Source organism: Pseudomonas sp. GD03903 (assembly GCF_029840045.1).
Taxonomy (GTDB): domain Bacteria; phylum Pseudomonadota; class Gammaproteobacteria; order Pseudomonadales; family Pseudomonadaceae; genus Pseudomonas; species Pseudomonas pseudonitroreducens.
In genome coordinates this window covers 315,371-334,329 of the sequence record NZ_JAOCBT010000001.1, presented here as the reverse complement: position 1 = coordinate 334,329, position 18,959 = coordinate 315,371, and the positions used below count along the sequence as shown (strand labels likewise).

General features: G+C 66.1%; 15 protein-coding genes and 1 pseudogene. 3 read left to right on the top strand and 13 right to left on the bottom strand.

All coding sequences use genetic code 11. The annotated features are described in order from the left end of the window. The first annotated feature begins 52 nt into the window (after positions 1 to 52). Positions 53 to 1,034, top strand: a pseudogene (locus tag N5C91_RS01500) (LysR substrate-binding domain-containing protein). Between the two features lie 98 nt (positions 1,035 to 1,132). Here the strand turns inward: N5C91_RS01500 and hutG are convergent. The 9 genes from hutG to N5C91_RS01455 all read right to left on the bottom strand — a co-directional run bounded on the left by hutG (position 1,133) and on the right by N5C91_RS01455 (position 12,291). Next, a complete protein-coding gene (gene hutG / locus N5C91_RS01495; protein ID WP_279827230.1) occupies positions 1,133 to 1,936 on the bottom strand; it encodes an N-formylglutamate deformylase in 804 nt (267 codons plus the stop codon). A gap of 125 nt (positions 1,937 to 2,061) precedes the next feature. Continuing rightward, positions 2,062 to 3,258, bottom strand: coding sequence for an imidazolonepropionase (gene hutI, locus N5C91_RS01490; RefSeq protein WP_236199126.1), 1,197 nt, complete (start codon positions 3,256 to 3,258; stop codon positions 2,062 to 2,064). After that, positions 3,255 to 4,787: a histidine ammonia-lyase gene (gene hutH, locus N5C91_RS01485; RefSeq protein WP_236199127.1), complete on the bottom strand. Its 1,533-nt coding sequence runs from the start codon at positions 4,785 to 4,787 to the stop codon at positions 3,255 to 3,257. The genes hutI and hutH (N5C91_RS01485) overlap by 4 nt, the downstream gene beginning before the upstream one ends. Positions 4,788 to 4,836: 49 nt before the next feature. Next, positions 4,837 to 5,652, bottom strand: coding sequence for a glycine betaine/L-proline ABC transporter ATP-binding protein (locus N5C91_RS01480; protein ID WP_279827222.1), 816 nt, complete (start codon positions 5,650 to 5,652; stop codon positions 4,837 to 4,839). Continuing rightward, a complete protein-coding gene (locus N5C91_RS01475; protein ID WP_138523629.1) occupies positions 5,649 to 6,503 on the bottom strand; it encodes a proline/glycine betaine ABC transporter permease in 855 nt (284 codons plus the stop codon). Before N5C91_RS01475 ends, N5C91_RS01480 begins: the two co-directional genes overlap by 4 nt. Positions 6,504 to 6,568: 65 nt before the next feature. Beyond that, complete coding sequence (locus tag N5C91_RS01470) at positions 6,569 to 7,534, bottom strand: ABC transporter substrate-binding protein (protein WP_279827216.1); 966 nt, start codon at positions 7,532 to 7,534, stop codon at positions 6,569 to 6,571. 79 nt (positions 7,535 to 7,613) lie between these two features. After that, positions 7,614 to 9,026, bottom strand: a complete 1,413-nt coding sequence (locus tag N5C91_RS01465; RefSeq protein ID WP_279827213.1) for a cytosine permease — start codon at positions 9,024 to 9,026, stop codon at positions 7,614 to 7,616. A 118-nt stretch (positions 9,027 to 9,144) separates the two neighbouring features. After that, positions 9,145 to 10,812, bottom strand: coding sequence for a urocanate hydratase (gene hutU, locus N5C91_RS01460; protein WP_279827210.1), 1,668 nt, complete (start codon positions 10,810 to 10,812; stop codon positions 9,145 to 9,147). A gap of 462 nt (positions 10,813 to 11,274) precedes the next feature. Next, positions 11,275 to 12,291 (bottom strand): ABC transporter substrate-binding protein, encoded by a 1,017-nt coding sequence (locus N5C91_RS01455; protein WP_279827207.1) that lies wholly within the window; start codon positions 12,289 to 12,291, stop codon positions 11,275 to 11,277. Between the two features lie 232 nt (positions 12,292 to 12,523). On the opposite strand from N5C91_RS01455, the gene hutH (N5C91_RS01450) reads away from it, so the two are divergent. Further along, positions 12,524 to 14,053, top strand: coding sequence for a histidine ammonia-lyase (gene hutH, locus N5C91_RS01450; protein ID WP_279827204.1), 1,530 nt, complete (start codon positions 12,524 to 12,526; stop codon positions 14,051 to 14,053). An 857-nt stretch (positions 14,054 to 14,910) separates the two neighbouring features. Here the strand turns inward: hutH (N5C91_RS01450) and N5C91_RS01445 are convergent. Together N5C91_RS01445 and hutC are read right to left on the bottom strand one after the other, a co-directional pair. Further along, positions 14,911 to 15,501, bottom strand: a complete 591-nt coding sequence (locus N5C91_RS01445; RefSeq protein ID WP_279827200.1) for a HutD family protein — start codon at positions 15,499 to 15,501, stop codon at positions 14,911 to 14,913. Then, a complete protein-coding gene (gene hutC / locus N5C91_RS01440; RefSeq protein WP_045216884.1) occupies positions 15,498 to 16,208 on the bottom strand; it encodes a histidine utilization repressor in 711 nt (236 codons plus the stop codon). The genes N5C91_RS01445 and hutC overlap by 4 nt, the downstream gene beginning before the upstream one ends. Before the next feature lie 247 nt (positions 16,209 to 16,455). On the opposite strand from hutC, the gene N5C91_RS01435 reads away from it, so the two are divergent. Continuing rightward, a complete protein-coding gene (locus N5C91_RS01435; protein ID WP_279827197.1) occupies positions 16,456 to 17,820 on the top strand; it encodes a formimidoylglutamate deiminase in 1,365 nt (454 codons plus the stop codon). Positions 17,821 to 18,057: 237 nt separating this feature from the next. Here N5C91_RS01435 and N5C91_RS01430 read toward each other — a convergent pair whose 3' ends face one another. Both N5C91_RS01430 and bamE read right to left on the bottom strand, forming a co-directional pair. Beyond that, positions 18,058 to 18,612 (bottom strand): lipocalin family protein, encoded by a 555-nt coding sequence (locus tag N5C91_RS01430; protein ID WP_279827194.1) that lies wholly within the window; start codon positions 18,610 to 18,612, stop codon positions 18,058 to 18,060. A gap of 37 nt (positions 18,613 to 18,649) precedes the next feature. Then, on the bottom strand, positions 18,650 to 18,904 hold the full coding sequence (gene bamE, locus N5C91_RS01425) for an outer membrane protein assembly factor BamE (RefSeq protein ID WP_024766664.1): 255 nt from the start codon (positions 18,902 to 18,904) through the stop codon (positions 18,650 to 18,652). Positions 18,905 to 18,959 lie beyond the last annotated feature (55 nt).

The following is an 18,959-nucleotide window of genomic DNA, read 5'->3' as shown; positions in this document are numbered from 1 at the left end:
TGCCAATCGATTCCAGGCCTCGACCTTAGGGCCGGGTGACAGGCGGCGAACAATGAATAAACATGGGCAATCCATAACCTCGGGTTATACGCGCACGTTGTTCACATCAGGGGGAGACGCCCATGCGCCTGCGCCATATCGAAGTGTTCCAGGCCATCCGCGAGACCGGCTCGGTCAGCGGCGCCGCGCAGTTGCTGCACGTCTCCCAGCCGGCAGTGACCAAGGTGCTGCAGCACGCCGAGCAGCAGCTGGGCTTCCCGCTGTTCCTGCGCGTGCGCGGCAAACTGCAGGCAACGCCCGAGGCGCTGGAGCTGGAGCGCGAAGTTGCCAAGGTGACGGAAAGCCTGCAGGGCGTGCGCCGCCTGGCGCAGAGCCTGCGCGGCCAGCCGGAGAACCGCTTGCGCGTGGGCGCCACGCCGGCCCTGGCGCTGTCGCTGCTGCCGCCGGTGATCCGCGAATGGACCGACCGCTATCCGCAGAGCAGCTGCGAACTGGCGACCCAGCATTCCCGCGAGCTGATCCAGAACCTGCTGATGCGCGAGCTCGACCTTGCCCTGACCCTGCAACAGACCGACCACCCCGGCCTGCGCTCGCAGGTCATCGCCAGCGGCCCACTGGTCGCCCTGGCGCCGCGCGGCCACTGGCCGGACGATCGTCTGGGCAAGGCGCTGACGCTGGACGAGCTGGCTGGCGAGCCGATGATCGGGCTGTCCACCTCCGACCCGCTATCCGCGCGTCTGGAAAGCCACTTGGCGAACGTCGAACCACCGCCACGCGTGCGCATTTCAGTACAGACCTACGCGCTGGCGCGCACGCTGGTAGAAGCCGGCACGGGATTGGCGCTGGTCGACCCCTTCACCGCGCTGGGCGCGGACGAAAGACTCACCGCACTGCGCCCGCTGTCGCCGCCGGTGAAGGTCACGCTCTACGCCCTGACCCGCGCCGATGAGACGCCTCCGCACACCCAGGCGCTGCTGCTGGAAATGCTGGTGCGGCATGCCGAGGGGCAACTGGCACAACATCACATCGAATAAAAGACAGCTCCCTGCCGCAACGGGGAAGCGCCGCCGGGATGCGTGGTCCGGCGGCGCCGCGCCGACAAGCCCCGGCGCGGCAGGAGGCTGTGTAAAACTCAGCAGCCGTAGTGCTCGCGGCCCCAGGCGATGAAGGTTTCCAGCATGCGCCGGAGCACCTGGGCGGTCGGCGCGGCGAGGTCTTCGCGGTAGCCGAAGGGCGCGTGCTCATCCATGTAGTTGCACTGCGCGAGTTCGAGCTGCACCGCGTGCACGTTGTCCTGCGGCTGGCCGTAGTGGCGGGTGATATGGCCGCCCTTGAAGCGGCCGTTGAGGATGTGGCGATAGGCTGGAGCCTCGGCGCACACTGCGACCAGTCGCTCGGCCAGCTGAGCATCGCAGCTCGCGCCGCTGTTGGTGCCGATATTGAAATCCGGCAGTTTGCCGTCGAACAGGTGCGGGATGACCGAGGCGATCGAGTGGGCATCCCACAGCAGTGCGTAGCCGAACTCGGCCTTCAGCCGTGCGAGCTCGTCGGCCAGGGTCTGGTGATACGGCGTCCAGACTTCCTTGAGGTAACGCGCGCGCTCTTCCGTGGAGGGCGCCTGCCCTTCCTTGAACAGCGGGCGGCCGTCGAACAGGGTGTCCGGGTAGAGGCCGGTGGTGGCAGTGCTGTACAGCGGCTTGTCGTCGGCCGGGCGGTTGAGGTCGATGACGTAGCGCGAGTAGCCAGCGGCCAGCGTGCTGGCGCCCAGCTCTTCGGCAAAGGCGTAAAGCCGGGGAATGTGCCAGTCGGTGTCGGCCAGCTCGCGGGCCTCGTCCACCAGGCCGGCTTCCACGGCGGGGGTCAGGCGGATGCCGGGGTGCGGCATGCTGATCAGCAACGGCACGCGGCCGCGCTTGAATTCGAGAACGTTATCCATGAGGTGCTATCTCCGTATCCGGCGAAGGCTGTCCTGTAGGAGCGAGCTTGCTCGCGAACTGCCCCGCTGGGGAGCTGGGTTCGCGAGCAAGCTCGCTCCTGCAAGAACACTGTCAATGTCGCGTTTCACAGCTCTTCGCCGTGACGAATGACGCGCTTGGGCAGGTCGCCGCCGAGCCAATAGGCCAGTTCGGCAGGGCGCTGGATGTCCCAGGCGATGAAGTCGGCGACCTTGCCCGCTTCCAGGCTGCCGTGGCTGTCGGCCATGCCCAGCGCGCGCGCGGCGTTGAGCGTCACGCCGGCCAGGGCTTCTTCCGGAGTCAGGCGGAAGGCGGTGCAGGCCATGTTCAGCATCAGCCGCAACGACAGCGCGGGCGAGGTTCCGGGGTTGAGGTCGCTGGCGATGGCGATGTTCACGCCGTGCTTGCGCAGGGCATCCATCGGCGGCAGCTGGGTTTCGCGCAGGACGAAGAAGGCACCTGGCAGCAGCACGGCCACGGTGCCGGCTTCGGCCATGGCGATGGCATCGCTTTCGTCCATGAACTCCAGGTGGTCGGCAGACAGCGCGCCATAGCGCGCGGCAAGGCTGGAGCCGTGCAGCGAGGACAGCTGCTCGGCGTGCAGCTTCACCGGCAGGCCAAGTCGCTTCGCGGCCTGGAATACCCGCTCGACCTGCGCTGGGGAGAACGCCAGGTGTTCGCAGAACGCGTCCACCGCGTCGACCAGCCCTTCCTCGGCCAGCGCCGGGAGAATCTGGTTGCAGACCTGATCGATGTACTCGCCGGCGCGCCCGGCGTATTCCGGCGGCAACGCGTGGGCGGATAGGCAAGTGGTGCGTACCGTCACCGGCAGCTCCTGCTCCAGGCGGCGCGCCACGCGCAGCATGCGCCGTTCGCTCTCCAGGTCCAGGCCGTAGCCGGACTTCACTTCCACTACGGTCACGCCATCGGCCAGCAGCGGGCGGGCGCGCTTGATGGCGCTGGCCAGCAGTTGTTCCTCGCTGGCCTCGCGGGTGGCGCGCACGGTGCTGGCGATGCCGCCGCCAGCCGCTGCGATCTCGGCATAGCTGACGCCATTGAGACGCTGCTCGAACTCGCCGCTGCGGTCACCGCCGAACACCAGGTGCGTATGGCAGTCGATGAAGCCGGGCGTAACCCAGGCGCCGCCCAGGTCGGTGCTCTGCAAGGGGCGCTCGGACAGCTCGGCGCGCGGGCCGATCCAGCTGATGCGTTCACCCTCGGTGATGATCGCGGCGTCTTCGATGATGGCGTAACGACCATTCTTCATGGTCGCCGCGTGGCAGTGCTGCCAGAGGTGTTTCATTGCAATCTCCCGATACTCGCGCCGACGCTGTCCAGCGCTGCCGGGTCGGCCAGCAACGCAGTGGTGCGGTCGATATCCGGCGCCAGCCAGCGGTCGCTGTCGTAGGCCGGCACCTGCTCGCGCAACAGGCTCCAGGCGCAGTCGGTGCCGGCGCCGAAACGCTGCGGCTTGAGGAATTCGAAGGCCTGGGCGGCCAGCAGGTACTCGATGGCGAGGATGCGCCGGCTGTTGTCGAGGGCGCGGCCGAGCTTCAGCGCGGCGCTGGTGCCCAGGCTCAGGTGGTCTTCCTGCAGGCCGGAGGTGACGAAGTTGTCCAGCACCGCCGGTTGCGCCAGCTGGCGGTTCTCACCGGCCAGGGAAGCGGCGACGTACTGGGCAATCATCATTCCGGAGTTGACCCCCGGCTGGCTCACCAGGAAGGCAGGCAGGCCACTGACCAGCGGATTGACCAGGCGATCCAGGCGGCGCTCGGCCACTCCGCCCAACTCGGCCACGGCAATCGCCAGCAGGTCGGCGGCCATGGCCACGGATTCGCCGTGGGGGTTGGCCTGCGACACCACGCGGTAATCATCCGGCGTGCCCAGCACCAGCGGGTTGTCGGTGGCGGAATTGAGTTCGGTCTCGATCTGCTTCGCCACGTGCTCCAGCTGGTCGCGGCAGGCGCCGTGGATCTGCGGCATGGAACGGATGCTCAGGGCGTCCTGGGTGCGGATGCCCTTGCTGGCGGCGATCACTTCGCTGCCTTCGAGCAGGGCGCGCAGGTTGGCGCCGACTTTCTGCATGCCCGGATGCGGCTTGAGCGCGATGATCTCGGCATCGAAGGCGTCGATCTGCCCGCGCAGGGCTTCGAAGCTCATGGCGCCGATGACGTCGGCCCATTGTGCGAGGCGCGTGGCGTCGTCCAGCGCGAGGCAGCTCAGGCCGGTCATGCAGGGTGTGCCGTTGACCAGGCAGAGCCCGTCCTTGGCGCCCAGCTGCACCGGCTCCAGGCCTTCGGCGGCCAGCGCCTGGAAGGCCGGGACGACTTCGCCGCGATAACTCACTTCGCCGATGCCCAGCAGGGCAACGCCGACATGGGCCATGTGGGTCAGATAACCGACCGAACCCTGCGACGGCACGCGCGGGGTGATGCCGTGGTTGAGCAGCGCGACCAGCGCTTCCACCACGCGGCGATGCAGGCCGGACTTGCCGTGGCTGTAGTTGGTGATGGCCGCGCAAATAATTGCGCGGGTCTGCTCGTCCCGCAGCGGCTCGCCGACGCCGCAGGCATGGCTGAGCAAGGTGTTGCGCGACAGCTGCGCCAGTTGCTCGCCCTGCAGCACCACGTTGCACAGAGCACCGAGCCCGGTGTTGATGCCATAGGCGCGCTCGCCCCGGCTGACGATGCGTTCGACGATGCCACGGGCATTGTCGATGCGCGCCCAGGCGGCCGGCGCCAGTTGCAGGCGCGCGCCATGGCGCGCCACCGCGACCAGGTCCTGCCAGCGCAGCGGGCCGTTGCCGAGGGTGATGGTGGAAGAGGACGACATGCAGGACTCCTGTAGGCGGGGAAGCCCCCTTCCCCGCCGGTGAATGGCGTTAGATCGCGGCGACGCGGCGCTGGACGAAGCGGTCGACGTATTCGTCGGCGGGCTTGTGCAGGATGTCGCTGGGCGCGCCGACCTGGATCAGCTGGCCGTCCTTGAGGATGGCGATGCGGTTGCCGATGCGCACGGCTTCGTCGAGGTCGTGGGTGATGAAGACGATGGTCTTGTGCAGGGTCTTCTGCAGTTCCAGCAACTGGTCCTGCATGTCCGCGCGGATCAGCGGGTCGAGGGCGCTGAAGGCTTCGTCCATGAGGATGATGTCGGTGTCGGCGGCCAGTGCGCGGGCCAGGCCGACGCGCTGGCGCATGCCGCCGGAGAGCTGGTGCGGGTAGGACTTCTCGTAGCCCTTCAGGCCCACCGTGGCGATCCAGTGCAGCGCGCGCTCCTGGCACAGCGCCTTGCTCTCGCCACGAATCTTCAGGCCGTAGGCGACGTTGTCGAGCACGCTCTTGTGCGGCAGCAGCCCGAAGCTCTGGAACACCATGCTGATCTTGCGGCGGCGGAAGTTTTCCAGCGCGGCCGCGTCGTAGGCGAGGACGTCCTCGCCATCCACCAGGATCTGCCCGCTGGTGGGGTCGATCAGGCGGTTGAAGTGGCGCACCAGGGTCGACTTGCCGGAGCCGGAGAGGCCCATGATGACGAAGATTTCCCCGGCCTCGATGGACAGCGAGAGGTCGTTCACCCCGACCACGCAATCGGTGGCGGCCAGTACCTCAGCCTTGCTCTTGCCCTGACGGATCATCGCCAGGGCGGCGTCGGCCTTGGCGCCGAAGATCTTGTAGACGTTCTTGACCTGGATCTTGCTCATTTGCTGGCCTCATGGTGGCGCGAGCGGCCGTAAGCCTGGGTGATGCGATCGATGACCACGGCGAGGATGACGATGGCGAGACCCGCCTCCAGGCCCTTGCCGACGTTGAGCGTCTGGATGCCCACCAGCACGTCCTCGCCCAGCCCACGGGCGCCGATCATCGAGGCGATGACCACCATCGACAGGGCCATCATGGTGGTCTGGTTGATGCCGGCCATGATGCTCGGCAGCGCCAGCGGCAGTTGCACGCCGAAGAGTTGCTGGCGGCGGTTGGCGCCGAAGGCGGTGATGGCTTCCATGACCTCGCGGTCGACCTGGCGAATGCCCAGATCGGTGAGGCGGATCAGCGGCGGCGCGGCGTAGATCACGGTGGCGAAGATCGCAGGCACCTTGCCCAGGCCGAACAGCATCAGTACCGGGATCAGGTACACGAAGCTGGGCATGGTCTGCATGATGTCCAGCAGCGGCAGCAGCACGGCGCGGAAGCGGTCGCTGCGCGCCGCGACGATGCCCAGCGGGATGCCGATCAGCACCGAGATGATCGTGGCGACCATCATCAGCGCGAGGGTCTGCATCAGCTTGTCCCACAGGCCCACGGCGCCGACCAGGAACAGCAGCCCGACAATCACCACGGTCGGCAGGATGCGCCGCGTGGCGTGCCAGGCGATGCCGGCGACGATGGCCAGCATCAGCCACCAGGGCGTGGCTCGCAGCACGCTCTCCAGGTTGACGATGGCCCACAGCAGGGTGTCGGAGATGTGGCGGAACACGTCGCCGTAGTTGGTAACCAGGGCATCGACCCAACCGTTGACCCAGTCGGCGATGGAGAAGGTGAAGCGTTCGGGAAACATGGCACGTACTCGTCAGGAGTGGGCATCACCGGAAGGAGCCGGGGCTCCTTCCGGGTTCGGCGGCGTCAGAGCGCGGCCTGGACCTTCTTCGCAGCGTCCTCGCTGACCCAGGTGGTCCACACTTCCGGGTGTTCCTTGAGGAAGGCCTTGGCCAGTTGCTCGGAGGTGAGTTTCTCCTTGGCCATCTTCGCCAGGTTCTGGTTCAGCAGGTCGATGGGCAGGTTGACCTTCTCCAGCACGGCCACCAGTTCCGGGGCCTGGTCGTGGAAGGCCCTGGACAGGCCGACCTGGATCTTCACGTCCTTGTTCACGCCCGGTTCATCCAGCTTCACCAGGTCGGCCTGGCCCATCAGCGGCGTCGGCGACCAGTAATAGAAGAGAATAGGCTCCTTGCGCTTGTAGCTCGACAGCACGGCGGCATCCAGGGCCGGGCCGGTGCCGGGGCGGAAGTTGGTGTACTTGTCCTCGAGGCCGTACTTCTTCAGCATCTCGGAGTTTTCCAGCTCGCAGGTCCAGCCGGCCGGGCAGTTGTAGAAGCGGCCCTTGCCCGGCTCTTCCGGATCGCGGAAGACTTCGGCGTACTGGGCCAGGTCGGTGACGGCCTTGAGGTTCGGCGCCTTGGCTTCGATGTTGCGTGCCTTGTCGCCCTCGATCACGAAGCGCGGCACGTACCAGCCCTCGGTGGCGCCGACGATGGGCGCGCCCACGCCGACCACCTTGTTCGCGGCGGCGGCCTTGTTCCAGGCATCGCTGCGGCCGATCCATTCCTCACTGAAGATCTGGATGTCGTTGTTCGCCAGCGCCTGCTCCATGGTGATGGAGTTGCCCGGCAGGCTGTCGGTTTCGCAGCCGTAGCCGTTCTTCAGGATGATCTGCATGAGGTCGGTGAGCAGCATGCCGCTCTCCCAGTTCAGCCCGGCGAATTTCACCGGCTTGCCACTCTCGCACCAGCCGGCGGCCTGGGCCGTGGTGCCGGCCAGCAGGCCGGCGGACAGGAACAGGCCCAGCAGCGTCTTCTTGGTGTTGTTCATCTGATGCTCCTAAACGTGAATGAGGTTGGGCAGTGCAAGGGCCGCGCAGGCTCGTGGCCGCGCGGCCGGGCCGGTCTGTTCAGGTGCGGGCCGGCAGGATCAGCCGGTCCGGTACTGCCCGCGTGACGCGGCGGGCGACCAGGTAATAGAGAACGGCCGGAACCACCAGGCCGATGATCCAGGAGATATCCACGCCACCCAGGGCGTCCACCAGCGGGCCGGTGTAGAACTTGGTGGCAATGAACGGCAACTGCACCAGGACGCCGATCACATACACGCTGATGCCGGGAATGTTCCAGCGACCGTAGCGGCCATCCGGATCGGAGAGCGCCGGTACGTCGTAGTGCTCGCGGGTGACGCAGTAGTAGTCCACCAGGTTGACCGCGCTCCACGGGGTGAAGAAGGCCAGCAGGAAGAGGATGAAGGACTTGAACGCGCCGAGGAACGAGTGCTGGCCGAGCAGCGCGATCAGGGTCGCGGCACCGACGATCAGCAGGACGAACACCAGGCGTTGCAGACGCGTCACCTCCAGGTGGCCACGGAAGCCGCTGATGATGGTGGCGATGCACATGAAGCTGCCGTAGGAGTTCAGCGTCGAGATGGTGATCTTGCCGAAAGCGATGGCGAAGTACAGCAGCGCGGCGACCGCCCCGCTGCCGCTGAGGCCGACGATGTAGGCCACTTCACGGCCGGCGAACTGCCCGTTGGCCATGGCCGCGGCGAACACGCCGAAGATCATCGCCACCTGCGCGCCGATCACCGAACCGGCGCCGACGGCAAGGAAGGTCTTCAGCGAAGACGTCTTGCCCGGCAGGTAGCGCGAGTAGTCCGCGACATAGGGCCCGAAGGCGATCTGCCAGGACGCCGCCAGCGATACCGCGAGCAGGAAGCCGCTCCAGCTGAAATGACGAATCTCCAGCAGCGCGCTGACGTCGGTCTGGCTCATCAGGCGACTGAACAGGTAGACGAAGGCGATCACCCCGATGACGCTGGCGAGGCGGCCGATAACGTGGATGACGCGGTAGCCGAGCACGGTGACCAGCACGATGACGCTGGCGAACATCAGGATGCCCAGGCTATCGCTGACGCCGAACAGCTGCCCCAGCGCCTGGCCGGAGAGCACCGTGCCGGTGGCGGTGAAGCCCAGGTACATCAGGCACACCAGCACCATCGGGATGGCCGCGCCGTAGACGCCGAACTGCACACGGCTGGAGATCATCTGCGGCAGGCCGAGCTTGGGCCCTTGCGCCGCGTGCAGCGCCATCACGCCGCCACCGAGCAGCTGGCCGATGAGCAGGCCGATCAGCGACCAGAACACATCGCCGCCGAGCACCACGGCGAGGGCACCGGTGACGATGGCGGTGATCTGCAGGTTGGCACCCAGCCACAGGGTGAACTGGCTGTAGAGCTTGCCGTGGCGCTCGGCCTCGGGGATGTAGTCGATCGAACGCACTTCGATCAGGGGTTTGGAGCTATCACTGGCCTGGGACATCGTTATTGTTCTCCCGAGGGGATTTCTTGTCGGTCGATGTACTGCTGCTTCACGGACCGGGCCGCCGCACCACGCCGTGCGGCGGCCCTCTCCCTGGTCCTGGTTGGCTGTTGCCGAACTACTTGCCGGTGATCATCGGCAGGTTCAGGCCCTGCTCCTTCGCGCAGTCGATGGCGATCTGGTAGCCGGCGTCGGCATGGCGCATCACGCCGGTGCCTGGGTCGTTGGTCAGTACTCGAGCGATGCGTGCAGCAGCCTCGTCAGTACCGTCGCAGACGATCACCATGCCCGAGTGCTGGGAGAAGCCCATGCCCACGCCGCCGCCGTGGTGCAGCGAGACCCAGGTCGCGCCGCTGGCGGTGTTCAGCAGGGCGTTGAGCAGCGGCCAGTCGGACACCGCATCGGAGCCATCGCGCATGGCTTCGGTCTCGCGGTTGGGGCTGGACACCGAGCCGGAGTCGAGGTGGTCGCGACCGATCACGATGGGCGCCTTCAGCTCGCCGCGACGGACCATTTCGTTGAACGCCAGGCCGAGCTTGGCGCGCTGGCCCAGGCCGACCCAGCAGATGCGCGCCGGCAGGCCCTGGAAGCTGATGCGTTCCTTGGCCATGTCCAGCCAATTGTGCAGGTGGGCGTCGTCCGGGATCAGTTCCTTGACCTTGGCGTCGGTCTTGTAGATGTCCTCGGCGTCGCCGGACAGCGCCGCCCAGCGGAACGGGCCGATGCCGCGGCAGAACAGCGGGCGGATGTAGGCCGGGACGAAGCCGGGGAAGTCGAAGGCGTTCTCGACGCCCTCTTCCTTGGCCATCTGGCGGATGTTGTTGCCGTAGTCGAAGGTCGGCACGCCCTGCTTCTGGAACTCCAGCATGGCTTTCACGTGCACAGCCATGGACTGCTTGGCGGCCTTCACCACGGCAGCCGGTTCGGTCTGCGCGCGGTCGCGGTACTGCTCCCAGGTCCAGCCGGCCGGCAGGTAGCCGTTGAGCGGGTCGTGGGCGGAGGTCTGGTCGGTGACCATGTCCGGGCGTACGCCACGCTTGAGCAGTTCCGGGAGGATTTCCGCGGCGTTGCCCAGCAGGGCGATGGAGATGGCCTTTCCCTCGCCGGTGTATTTGGCGATGCGCGCCAGGGCATCGTCGAGGTCCTTGGCCTGCTCGTCGACGTAGCGGCTGGCGAGGCGGAAGTCGATGCGGCTCTGCTGGCATTCGATGTTCAGCGAGCAGGCGCCGGCCAGGGTCGCGGCCAGCGGCTGGGCACCGCCCATGCCGCCGAGGCCCGCGGTGAGCACCCACTTGCCTTTCAAGCTGCCGTCGTAGTGCTGGCGGCCGGCTTCGACGAAGGTTTCGTAGGTGCCCTGGACGATGCCCTGGCTGCCGATGTAGATCCACGAGCCGGCGGTCATCTGGCCGTACATGGCCAGGCCCTTGGCGTCGAGTTCGTTGAAATGCTCCCAGTTGGCCCAGTGCGGCACCAGGTTGGAGTTGGCGATCAGCACGCGCGGGGCGTTGGCGTGGGTCTTGAAGACACCGACCGGCTTGCCGGACTGCACCAGCAGGGTCTCGTCTTCATTCAGCTCCTTCAGGGTCTCGACGATCTTGTCGTAGCACTCCCAGTTGCGTGCGGCGCGGCCGATGCCGCCGTAGACCACCAGTTCCTTCGGATTCTCGGCGACTTCCGGGTCGAGGTTGTTCATCAGCATGCGCAGCGGCGCTTCGGTCAGCCAGCTCTTGGCGTTCAGTTGGGTGCCGCGCGGGGCACGGATTTCGACGTCGCAGAATTTGGTCACGGAGGGCTCCTTCGCTTGCTCGGATCGTTAAGCCGGTGAGGGCTCTGGCGGTTCGTTCGACGGTGTCGAGGGGTTCGCCACCATCATGTCTATGCTTGTATGTACAAGTATAAGCAAAGGAAAGGCCAACCTTGGCTGAGGCCGTGCTCCGGCCGCCAATAGTTGATGTCAAACTATTGATTTATAAGAATTAAAAACGAAACTGCGACGATCAGCAGCGGATCACGGAAAGTGCCACCTGACAGACAACCGCACCAGAAGAAGGCTTCCATGCACCGTTCCGTTGCGTTCGGTAACACCGCTCGCTACGAAGGGACACAGCTTGTATAGACAAGCTATTTCCGAGCAGGGAATGCCAGTCCGCAGCGGTGCAGTTCGCGAGCAAGCTCGCTCCTACAGGCCGGCCACCACCGCGCTCTTTGTAGGAGCGAGCTTGCTCGCGAACCCTTTCGAACCTGGCGACTATTTCAACGCGGCATCGATCTTCCCCGCTGCCTCGGCTGTCACCCACTTCGACCACAACTCCCGGTGCTCGCGGAAGAACTTCGCCCGTACATCCGCCACGTCCCGGTGGTGCTGCGCCATGTCCGCCAGCAGCGCGTTGAACATCGGCAGCGGCAGCTCGACCTTCGCGAACACCTGCACCAGTGGCGGCGCCTTGTCGTGGAAGTCGCGCGAGACGCCGATGCTGATCTTCGCCGGCAGCGAGCGCGAGCCCTTGGGGTTGGGGTTGTTCGGGTCGGTCAGGGTCTTCCAGGCCGCCTCGTCGAACGGCGGCTCCTCCAGTTGCACCAGCTTGAAGCGGCCCAGCAGCGGCGTCGGCGCCCAGTAATAGAAGAGCACCGACTTGCCCTGGGCGATGGCCGACGTGATCGCCGCGTCCAGCGCAGGGCCGGCGCCAGTGCGGAAGTTCACATAGCTGTCGTCCAGCCCATAGGCCTTGAGCTTCTGCGTGTTGACGATCTCGCAGGTCCAGCCGGTGGGGCAGTTGTAGAAGCGGCCCTTGCCGGGCTCCTCGTCATCCTTGAACAGGGTCTTGTAGCTGGGCAGGTCGCGCACGGACTTCAGGTCTGGCGCCGAGGCCTTGATGCCGCGCTTGGCATCGCCGTGCACCACGTAGTCCGGCACCCACCAGCCTTCGCTGGCGCCCTTCACCGTCTCGCCCACGGAGAACACCTGGCCGGCCTGCTCCGCTCGCTGCCACACGGTGCTGCGCCCGGCCCACTGCTCGCCGGTGACCTGGATGTCGTTCTGCTTCAGCGCGTTCTCCATGGTCATGGTGTTACCCGGCACGGCATCGGTCTGGCAGCCGTAGCCCTTCTCCAGGATGAAGCGCAGCACCTCGGTGGTGAACATGCCGCTCTCCCAGTTCAGCCCGGCGAACACCACGGGTTTCGGATAGGGGCAGCCAGCGGCAAGGGTCTGCGCGCACAGGCCGAAGGCCAGCAGCAGCGCGAACAGGCAACGGGGGGCGGACATGGGCGACTCCGGGCGCGTTGGTGTCCTTAGGGTTTAGCCGCCACGGCGCGGTTTGCCCACGACCATCGGACTGGAAATGCCACCGGCGGTGACATTCACTCATCCCTGAACCGCCGCACAGCGGGGTGGGCCACCGTGGAGCAGGCGCCAGCCGACCATGGCACAGCGATTGCTATACCTGTATATACAGGAACAATCCACGGTAACACTTCACCGAATCCAGGATGCTGACATGCCCGACACCCTGCTCCTGACGCCCGGCCAGTTCGATCTCGACCAGCTGCGCGCCATCTACCAGCACCAACCCGACCTGCAACTGGCGGATGAATGCCGTGAAGCAATCCTGCGCAGTGCGCAGACGGTCAGCCAGATCATCGCCGACCAGCGCACCGTGTACGGCATCAATACCGGTTTCGGCCTGCTGGCGCGCACCTCGATTCCCGAGGCGCAACTTGCCACGCTGCAGCGCAACCTGATCCTTTCCCACTGCACCGGCACCGGCCCGCTGCTGGACGATGCCAGCGTGGCGCTGATCATGGCGCTGAAGATCGGCTCGCTGGCGCGTGGCTTCTCCGGCGTCGGCCCGGCGGTGATCGAGACGCTGCTCAAGCTCTACCGCGCGCGGGTCTACCCATGCATTCCGTCCCAGGGCTCGGTGGGTGCCTCCGGCGACCTCGCGCCGCTGGCGCACATGTCCGCGACCCTGCTGGGCGTCGGCCAGGTGCGCCATGAAGGGCGCATCCTCGAAGCCAGCGAAGGCCTCGTCATTGCCGGCGCCGAACCGCTGGTGCTGGGCCCGAAGGAAGGCCTGGCGCTGATCAATGGCACCCAGGTGTCCACTGCGCTGGCCCTGCGCGGGCTGTTCGCGGCGGAGCGGCTGTTCATCTCCGCAGTGGTCGCCGGCAGCCTGACCGTGGAGGCGCTGAAAGGTTCGTTCGTACCGTTCGACGCGCGCATCCAGGAGGTGCGCGGCCAGCCGGGGCAGATCGTGGTCGCCGCGCTGTACCGCGAGTTGCTGCATGACAGCCCGATCAACCACTCGCACAGCGACTGCAAGCGCGTGCAGGACCCGTACTCGCTGCGCTGCCAGCCGCAGGTGATGGGCGCGTGCCTGGATCACCTGCGCTTCGCCGCCAGCGTTTTCCTGCGCGAGGCCAATGCGGTTTCCGACAACCCGCTGGTATTCAGCGCTGACGGCGATGTGCTGTCAGGCGGCAACTTCCATGCCGAGCCGGTGGCCATGGCGTCGGACGTCCTGGCGCTGGCGATCGCGGAGATCGGCGCGCTGTCCGAGCGGCGCATCGCCCAGCTGGTAGACCCGGCGATGTCCGGCCTGCCAGCGTTCCTGGTCAAGGAAGGCGGGCTGAACTCCGGCTTCATGATCGCCCAGGTCACCTCGGCGGCACTGGCATCGGAGAACAAGACCTGGGCGCACCCGGCGTCGGTGGACAGCCTGCCGACTTCGGCGAACCAGGAAGACCACGTGTCCATGGCCACCTTCGCCGCCCGCCGCCTGCAGGACATGGCCGCCAACAGCGCCGGTGTGGTCGCCATCGAACTGCTCGCCGCCGCCCAGGGCGTGGACTTCCATGCGCCGCTGCAAAGCTCGCCGCAACTGCAGGAAGTACGCACGCTGATCCGCAGCGAAGTGCCGCACTACGAGCAGGACCGTTACTTCGCCCCGGACATCGCCGCCGCGCGGGCGTGGGTGGAGGACGGGGTGATGAGTCGGTGGATCGGTTATTCGCGGTTGTATTCGTAACTCACCCGTAGGATGGGTGGAGCGCAGCGATACCCATGCGGATCCCGCGCGACAATTGATGGGTATCGCTTCGCTCCACGCCATCCTACTCGCAGCATTCCGCCGGCCCCTTGATTGAAAAGGGCGCCTTCCGGCGCCCTTCTCTGCTCAGCGTGATTCGAGTTCGATCACACAGATATCCGCCTTGCCCGCCACAGACAAGCGCCACTGCTGCAGCGCACCATCGCCCTCGGCAACCAGGGCCGTAGGATGGGTGGAGCGCAGCGACACCCATGCGGATTCCGCGCGACAATTGATAGGTATCGCTTCGCTCCACGCCATCCTACTCGCAGCATTCCGCCGGCCCCTTAATTGAAAAAGGGCGCCTTCTGGCGCCCTTCTCTGCTTAGCGTGATTCGAGTTCGATCACACAGATATCCGCACTCCCCGTAACCGCCAGCCGCCACTCCAGCAGCGCGCCATCGCTTTCGGCAACCAGGGCCGTAGGATGGGTGGAGCGGAGCGATACCCATGCGGATTCCGCGCGACAATTGATGGGTATCGCTTCGCTCCACGCCATCCTACTCGCAGCATCCCGCCGGCCCCTTGATTGAAAAGGGCGCCTTCCGGCGCCCTTTCTGCTTAGCGTGATTCGAGTTCGATCACACAGATATCGCACTCCCCGTCACCGCCAGCCGACACTCCAGCAGCGCGCCATCGCCTTCGGCAACCATGGCCGTAGGATGGGTGGAGCGAAGCGATACCCATGCGGATCCCGCGCGACAATTGATGGGTATCGCTTCGCTCCACGCCATCCTGCTCGCAGCATTCCGCCGGCCCCTTGATTGAAAAGGGCACCTTCCGGCGCCCTTCTCTGCTCAGCGTGAGTCGAGTTCGATCACACAGATATCCGCCTTGCCCGCCACAGACAAGCGCCACTCCCGCAGCGCGCCATCGCTCTCGGCAATCAGCGTGTCATGCAGACCCAACACACCGGCGGCTTCCCCGTTCAGGCTGGCATGAACGCCCTCGCCCGCACTGAACAACAGCACCGTGGAAGCACTGCTGAAGAAGTGCGCCGCGCCGTCGACCTTCAGCCATTGCAGTCGCGCCCGATAGCGGGCTGGCGAATAGATCAGGTTGAAATCGCGGATCGCCCCGCCGAGCAGCGTGCATTCCACCGCGCTCGCGCCATCGAAGGCGAAAGCGTCGAGCGCTTTCAGAGCGCGGGAATCGACACCGTCGACCTGCAGCCGCATGCCCTCGCCCTCCAGCACGCTGATGACGCGCTGGTAGCCGCTGAATGCGGAGAACGGCCCCGGCGCGCCGACATCGGCGATGGACACGCGCCAGCCGAAACCTTCCAGGCCATCGCCGGCATCGCGGACGATCTCGCGGGTGGTGCCCGCACCGTTCTTCCAGGGCATCGCGGGATAGTCAGCCGCGCGCAGAATTCGCACTTCACTCATGAACTGAAGCGTCCTTCCAGGCGGTAGCGCGACCCCGGGTAGAGCAGGCGCGCGCTGGTCACGGTATTGCGTCCCGACCAGGTCCGCCGGCGGATCAGCAGGCACGGCTCGTGGCGGTCGACGGACAGCAGCTTGCATTCCTCGGGGCTGGGCAGCACCGCCTCGACCACGTGCTCACCCTCGCTCAGCGGCGCGACCTGGGTGAGGTAGGCAAACGGCGTCTGCCCGGTGAAATCCTGCTTCAGGTAGTCCGGCGCCACGGCCGCGTTGACGTAACGGTCTTCGATCTGCACCGGGATATCGTTCTCGTAGTGCACGATCACCGAGTGGAAGATGCGCTGGCCCTCGCGCACATCCAGCGCCAGCGCGCGCTCGGCGCTGGCCAGTTCTTCCACCAGGCTGATCACCACGAGATGGTGCTTGTGCCCGCGGGCGGTGATTTCCTCGGCGATGTTCTGCACCTGGAACAGCGCGGACTGGCCCTTGGGCTCGGCGACGAAGGTCCCCACGCCCTGCATGCGCACCAGCAGGCCGTCGGCAGTCAGTTCACGCAGCGCACGGTTGATGGTCATGCGGCTGACGCCCAGCTCGTCAACCAGTTCCGCCTCGGACGGCACGCGGTGGTGCGGCGGCCAGGTGCCGGACTGGATCTGCTGGATGATCAGTTGCTTGACGCGGGCATACAACGGCGCGGGAATTTCCCCCATCTGCGCGGCGAGCGACGAACCCTCGGCGGGCGAGGTAGGCGTGGGCGATGCGGGCACGGGAAACTCCTTGTCGTGGCGACGGTGTTCTTTCTTTGAAGGGCGACTGCGGTCTGACTCCGGCATGTACCGGATTCGACCCGTGCATACAAGTCCTCTGACGACCGCCGGGTTGCCTTGCAGTTTACGGTCCCGGCAAACGTCTGTATATGTATATACAAATTCCAAGAAACCTGCGAGGACCTCCCGCATGTCCGTTCTGTTCGCCGAAACTGCCCTGCTGCCTTCTGGCTGGGCGCGCAACGTCCGCTTCGAGATCGATGCCGCGGGCCTGTTCACCGCGATCACCCCGGACGCCAGCGCAGAGGGCGCCGAACGGGTTTCCGGGCCGCTGCTGGCGGGCATGCCGAACCTGCACTCGCACGCCTTCCAGCGCGCCATGGCGGGCCTGGCGGAAGTTGCCGGCAACCCCAATGACAGCTTCTGGACCTGGCGCGATCTGATGTATCGCCTGGTCGGCCGCCTGTCGCCCGAGCAGGTCGGCGTCATCGCCCGCCAGCTGTACATCGAGATGCTCAAGGCCGGTTACACCGGCGTCGCCGAATTCCATTACGTGCACCACGACGTCGACGGCAAGCCCTACGCCAATCCGGCGGAGCTGGCCCTGCGCGTCAGCCAGGCGGCGACGGATGCCGGCATCGGCCTGACCCTGCTACCGGTGCTCTACTCCCACGCCGGCTTCGGCGGCCAGGCGCCGAGCGAAGGCCAGCGCCGTTTCATCAACAGCACGGACAGCTACCTGAAGCTGATCGACGGGCTGCGCACGCACTTGGCAACTCAACCGCAGCAGGGCCTTGGCCTGTGCTTCCACTCCCTGCGCGCGGTAACACCGCAGCAGATCGCCGAGGTGCTGGGTGCAGATTCCAGCGGCTGCCCGGTGCACATCCACATCGCCGAGCAGCAGAAAGAAGTCGACGACTGCCTGGCCTGGAGCGGTCGCCGTCCGCTGCAGTGGCTGTATGAGAATGTCGCGGTGGACGAACGCTGGTGCCTGGTCCATGCCACCCACGCCGAAGCTGACGAAGTCAGCGCCATGGCCCGCAGTGGCGCGGTCGCCGGGCTCTGCCTGACCACCGAGGCGAACCTGGGCGACGGCATCTTCCCGGCGGTGGATTACCTCGCCCAGAACGGCCGCTTCGGCATCGGCTCGGACAGCCATGTATCACTGAGCGTGGTCGAGGAGCTGCGCTGGCTGGAATATGGCCAGCGCCTGCGCGACCAGCGCCGCAATCGCCTCTACGGCAAGGACCAGCCGATGATTGGCCGCACCCTGTTCGATGCCGCCCTCAGCGGCGGCGCCCAGGCACTCGGCCAGCCCACGGGGGAACTGGCGGTCGGCAAGCGCGCCGACCTGCTGGTGCTCGACGGTGGCGACCCCTACCTGCAGACCGCCCATGGCGATGCCATTCTCAACCGCTGGCTGTTCGCCGGCGGCGACCGCCAGGTGCGCGATGTGATGGTCGCCGGGCAATGGCGGGTGCGCGATGGCAGGCACGCGCTTGAAGAGCAAAGCGCCCACGAGTTCTCTGGCGTCCTTCGCGAGTTGCTGAACTGACAGCGTTTGTAGGATGGCGTGGAGCGCAGCGATACCCATCGATTTGTGCGCATACAGCATGGGTATCGCTGCGCTCCACCCATCCTACGACGCAGGGACCAAACCTGTAGGAGCGAGCTTGCTCGCGAACCAGCCCCGCTGCGGAGATTGTTCGCGAGCAAGCTCGCTCCTGCGACAAGCTCGCGCCGGCAATACCGCGCGAAATGGCCCAATGAAAAACGCCCCGAGGGGCGTTTTTCATTGGGCCGTTGAACTGGAATCGGCTGCCCGCCAGATCAGGTCATCCGTCTGGTAGCCCCGCGCGTGGGCCAGCTCCAGCAGCTTCTCGCGCGTCGCATCCGGCACCACCGGCTTGCGCGACAGCAGCCAGAGGTATTCGCGATTCGGGTTGCCCACCAGCGCAGTCTGGTAATCGTCGTCGACGTAGAGCACCCAGTAGTCGCCCTTGGCGAGCCCCGGGAAGACCCGCGTGAAGGTATTGTCGAAACGCACCCAGAGCTTGTCGGTACGACCCGGCACCTGCGCTTCGGCGCGGCCGGTGGCCTGGTCCCACTCACCGTCGGTGGTCAGGCAGCGATTGGTCACCGCGATGCTGGAGTCAGGCTGCAACTGGTAGTGGGCTTCGGATTGCGCACAGTGGCGCTGGAAGAACATCGGCTTGCGCGCCAGCTCGTACCAGGTGCCCTGGTAGCGCTTGAGGTCGACCTGCACGGTCTGCGGCGGTTGCGGCGAAGACCCGGCACAACCGCTCAACGCGGCGAGGCAGGCCAGCCAGGTAAGGGATCGACGCATTGCGTTGCTCCTTGGCTGCCCGCCCCGCCCCCAGGGCTTACTTCAGGCCCTGGGCGGAGAACAGCAGCACTTTGTCGCCAGCGTACTGGATGCTGATGAAAGCCTTCTCGTCGCCCCAGGTGCAGCTGGAAACTCCCAGTGCGCCGGAGCATTCGGCAGGCTTGCCGAGCAGGCTTTCCACCTCGGCCTTGCTCATGCCGGTTTTGATCTTGGAATAGTTCTCCTGGTTCACTTTGCTGCAAGCGGCCAGGACGACACAGAATGCGACGAGCGCGAGGCGGCGGAAGGACATCGACAACTCCATTGTTTGGGGGGCAGGCCAACAAGCTTGGCACAGGGCGACCGGT

Bases quoted from the DNA above. Each gene is read 5' to 3' on its own strand.
- hutG (WP_279827230.1), bottom strand. From the start codon at position 1,936: ATGGATAACGTTCTCGAATTCAAGCGCGGCCGCGTGCCGTTGCTGATC.
- hutI (WP_236199126.1), bottom strand. From the start codon at position 3,258: ATGAAACACCTCTGGCAGCACTGCCACGCGGCGACCATGAAGAATGGT.
- hutH (WP_236199127.1), bottom strand. From the start codon at position 4,787: ATGTCGTCCTCTTCCACCATCACCCTCGGCAACGGCCCGCTGCGCTGG.
- N5C91_RS01480 (WP_279827222.1), bottom strand. From the start codon at position 5,652: ATGAGCAAGATCCAGGTCAAGAACGTCTACAAGATCTTCGGCGCCAAG.
- N5C91_RS01475 (WP_138523629.1), bottom strand. From the start codon at position 6,503: ATGTTTCCCGAACGCTTCACCTTCTCCATCGCCGACTGGGTCAACGGT.
- N5C91_RS01470 (WP_279827216.1), bottom strand. From the start codon at position 7,534: ATGAACAACACCAAGAAGACGCTGCTGGGCCTGTTCCTGTCCGCCGGC.
- N5C91_RS01465 (WP_279827213.1), bottom strand. From the start codon at position 9,026: ATGTCCCAGGCCAGTGATAGCTCCAAACCCCTGATCGAAGTGCGTTCG.
- N5C91_RS01455 (WP_279827207.1), bottom strand. From the start codon at position 12,291: ATGTCCGCCCCCCGTTGCCTGTTCGCGCTGCTGCTGGCCTTCGGCCTG.
- hutH (WP_279827204.1), top strand. From the start codon at position 12,524: ATGCCCGACACCCTGCTCCTGACGCCCGGCCAGTTCGATCTCGACCAG.
- N5C91_RS01445 (WP_279827200.1), bottom strand. From the start codon at position 15,501: ATGAGTGAAGTGCGAATTCTGCGCGCGGCTGACTATCCCGCGATGCCC.
- hutC (WP_045216884.1), bottom strand. From the start codon at position 16,208: ATGGGGGAAATTCCCGCGCCGTTGTATGCCCGCGTCAAGCAACTGATC.
- N5C91_RS01435 (WP_279827197.1), top strand. From the start codon at position 16,456: ATGTCCGTTCTGTTCGCCGAAACTGCCCTGCTGCCTTCTGGCTGGGCG.
- N5C91_RS01430 (WP_279827194.1), bottom strand. From the start codon at position 18,612: ATGCGTCGATCCCTTACCTGGCTGGCCTGCCTCGCCGCGTTGAGCGGT.
- bamE (WP_024766664.1), bottom strand. From the start codon at position 18,904: ATGTCCTTCCGCCGCCTCGCGCTCGTCGCATTCTGTGTCGTCCTGGCC.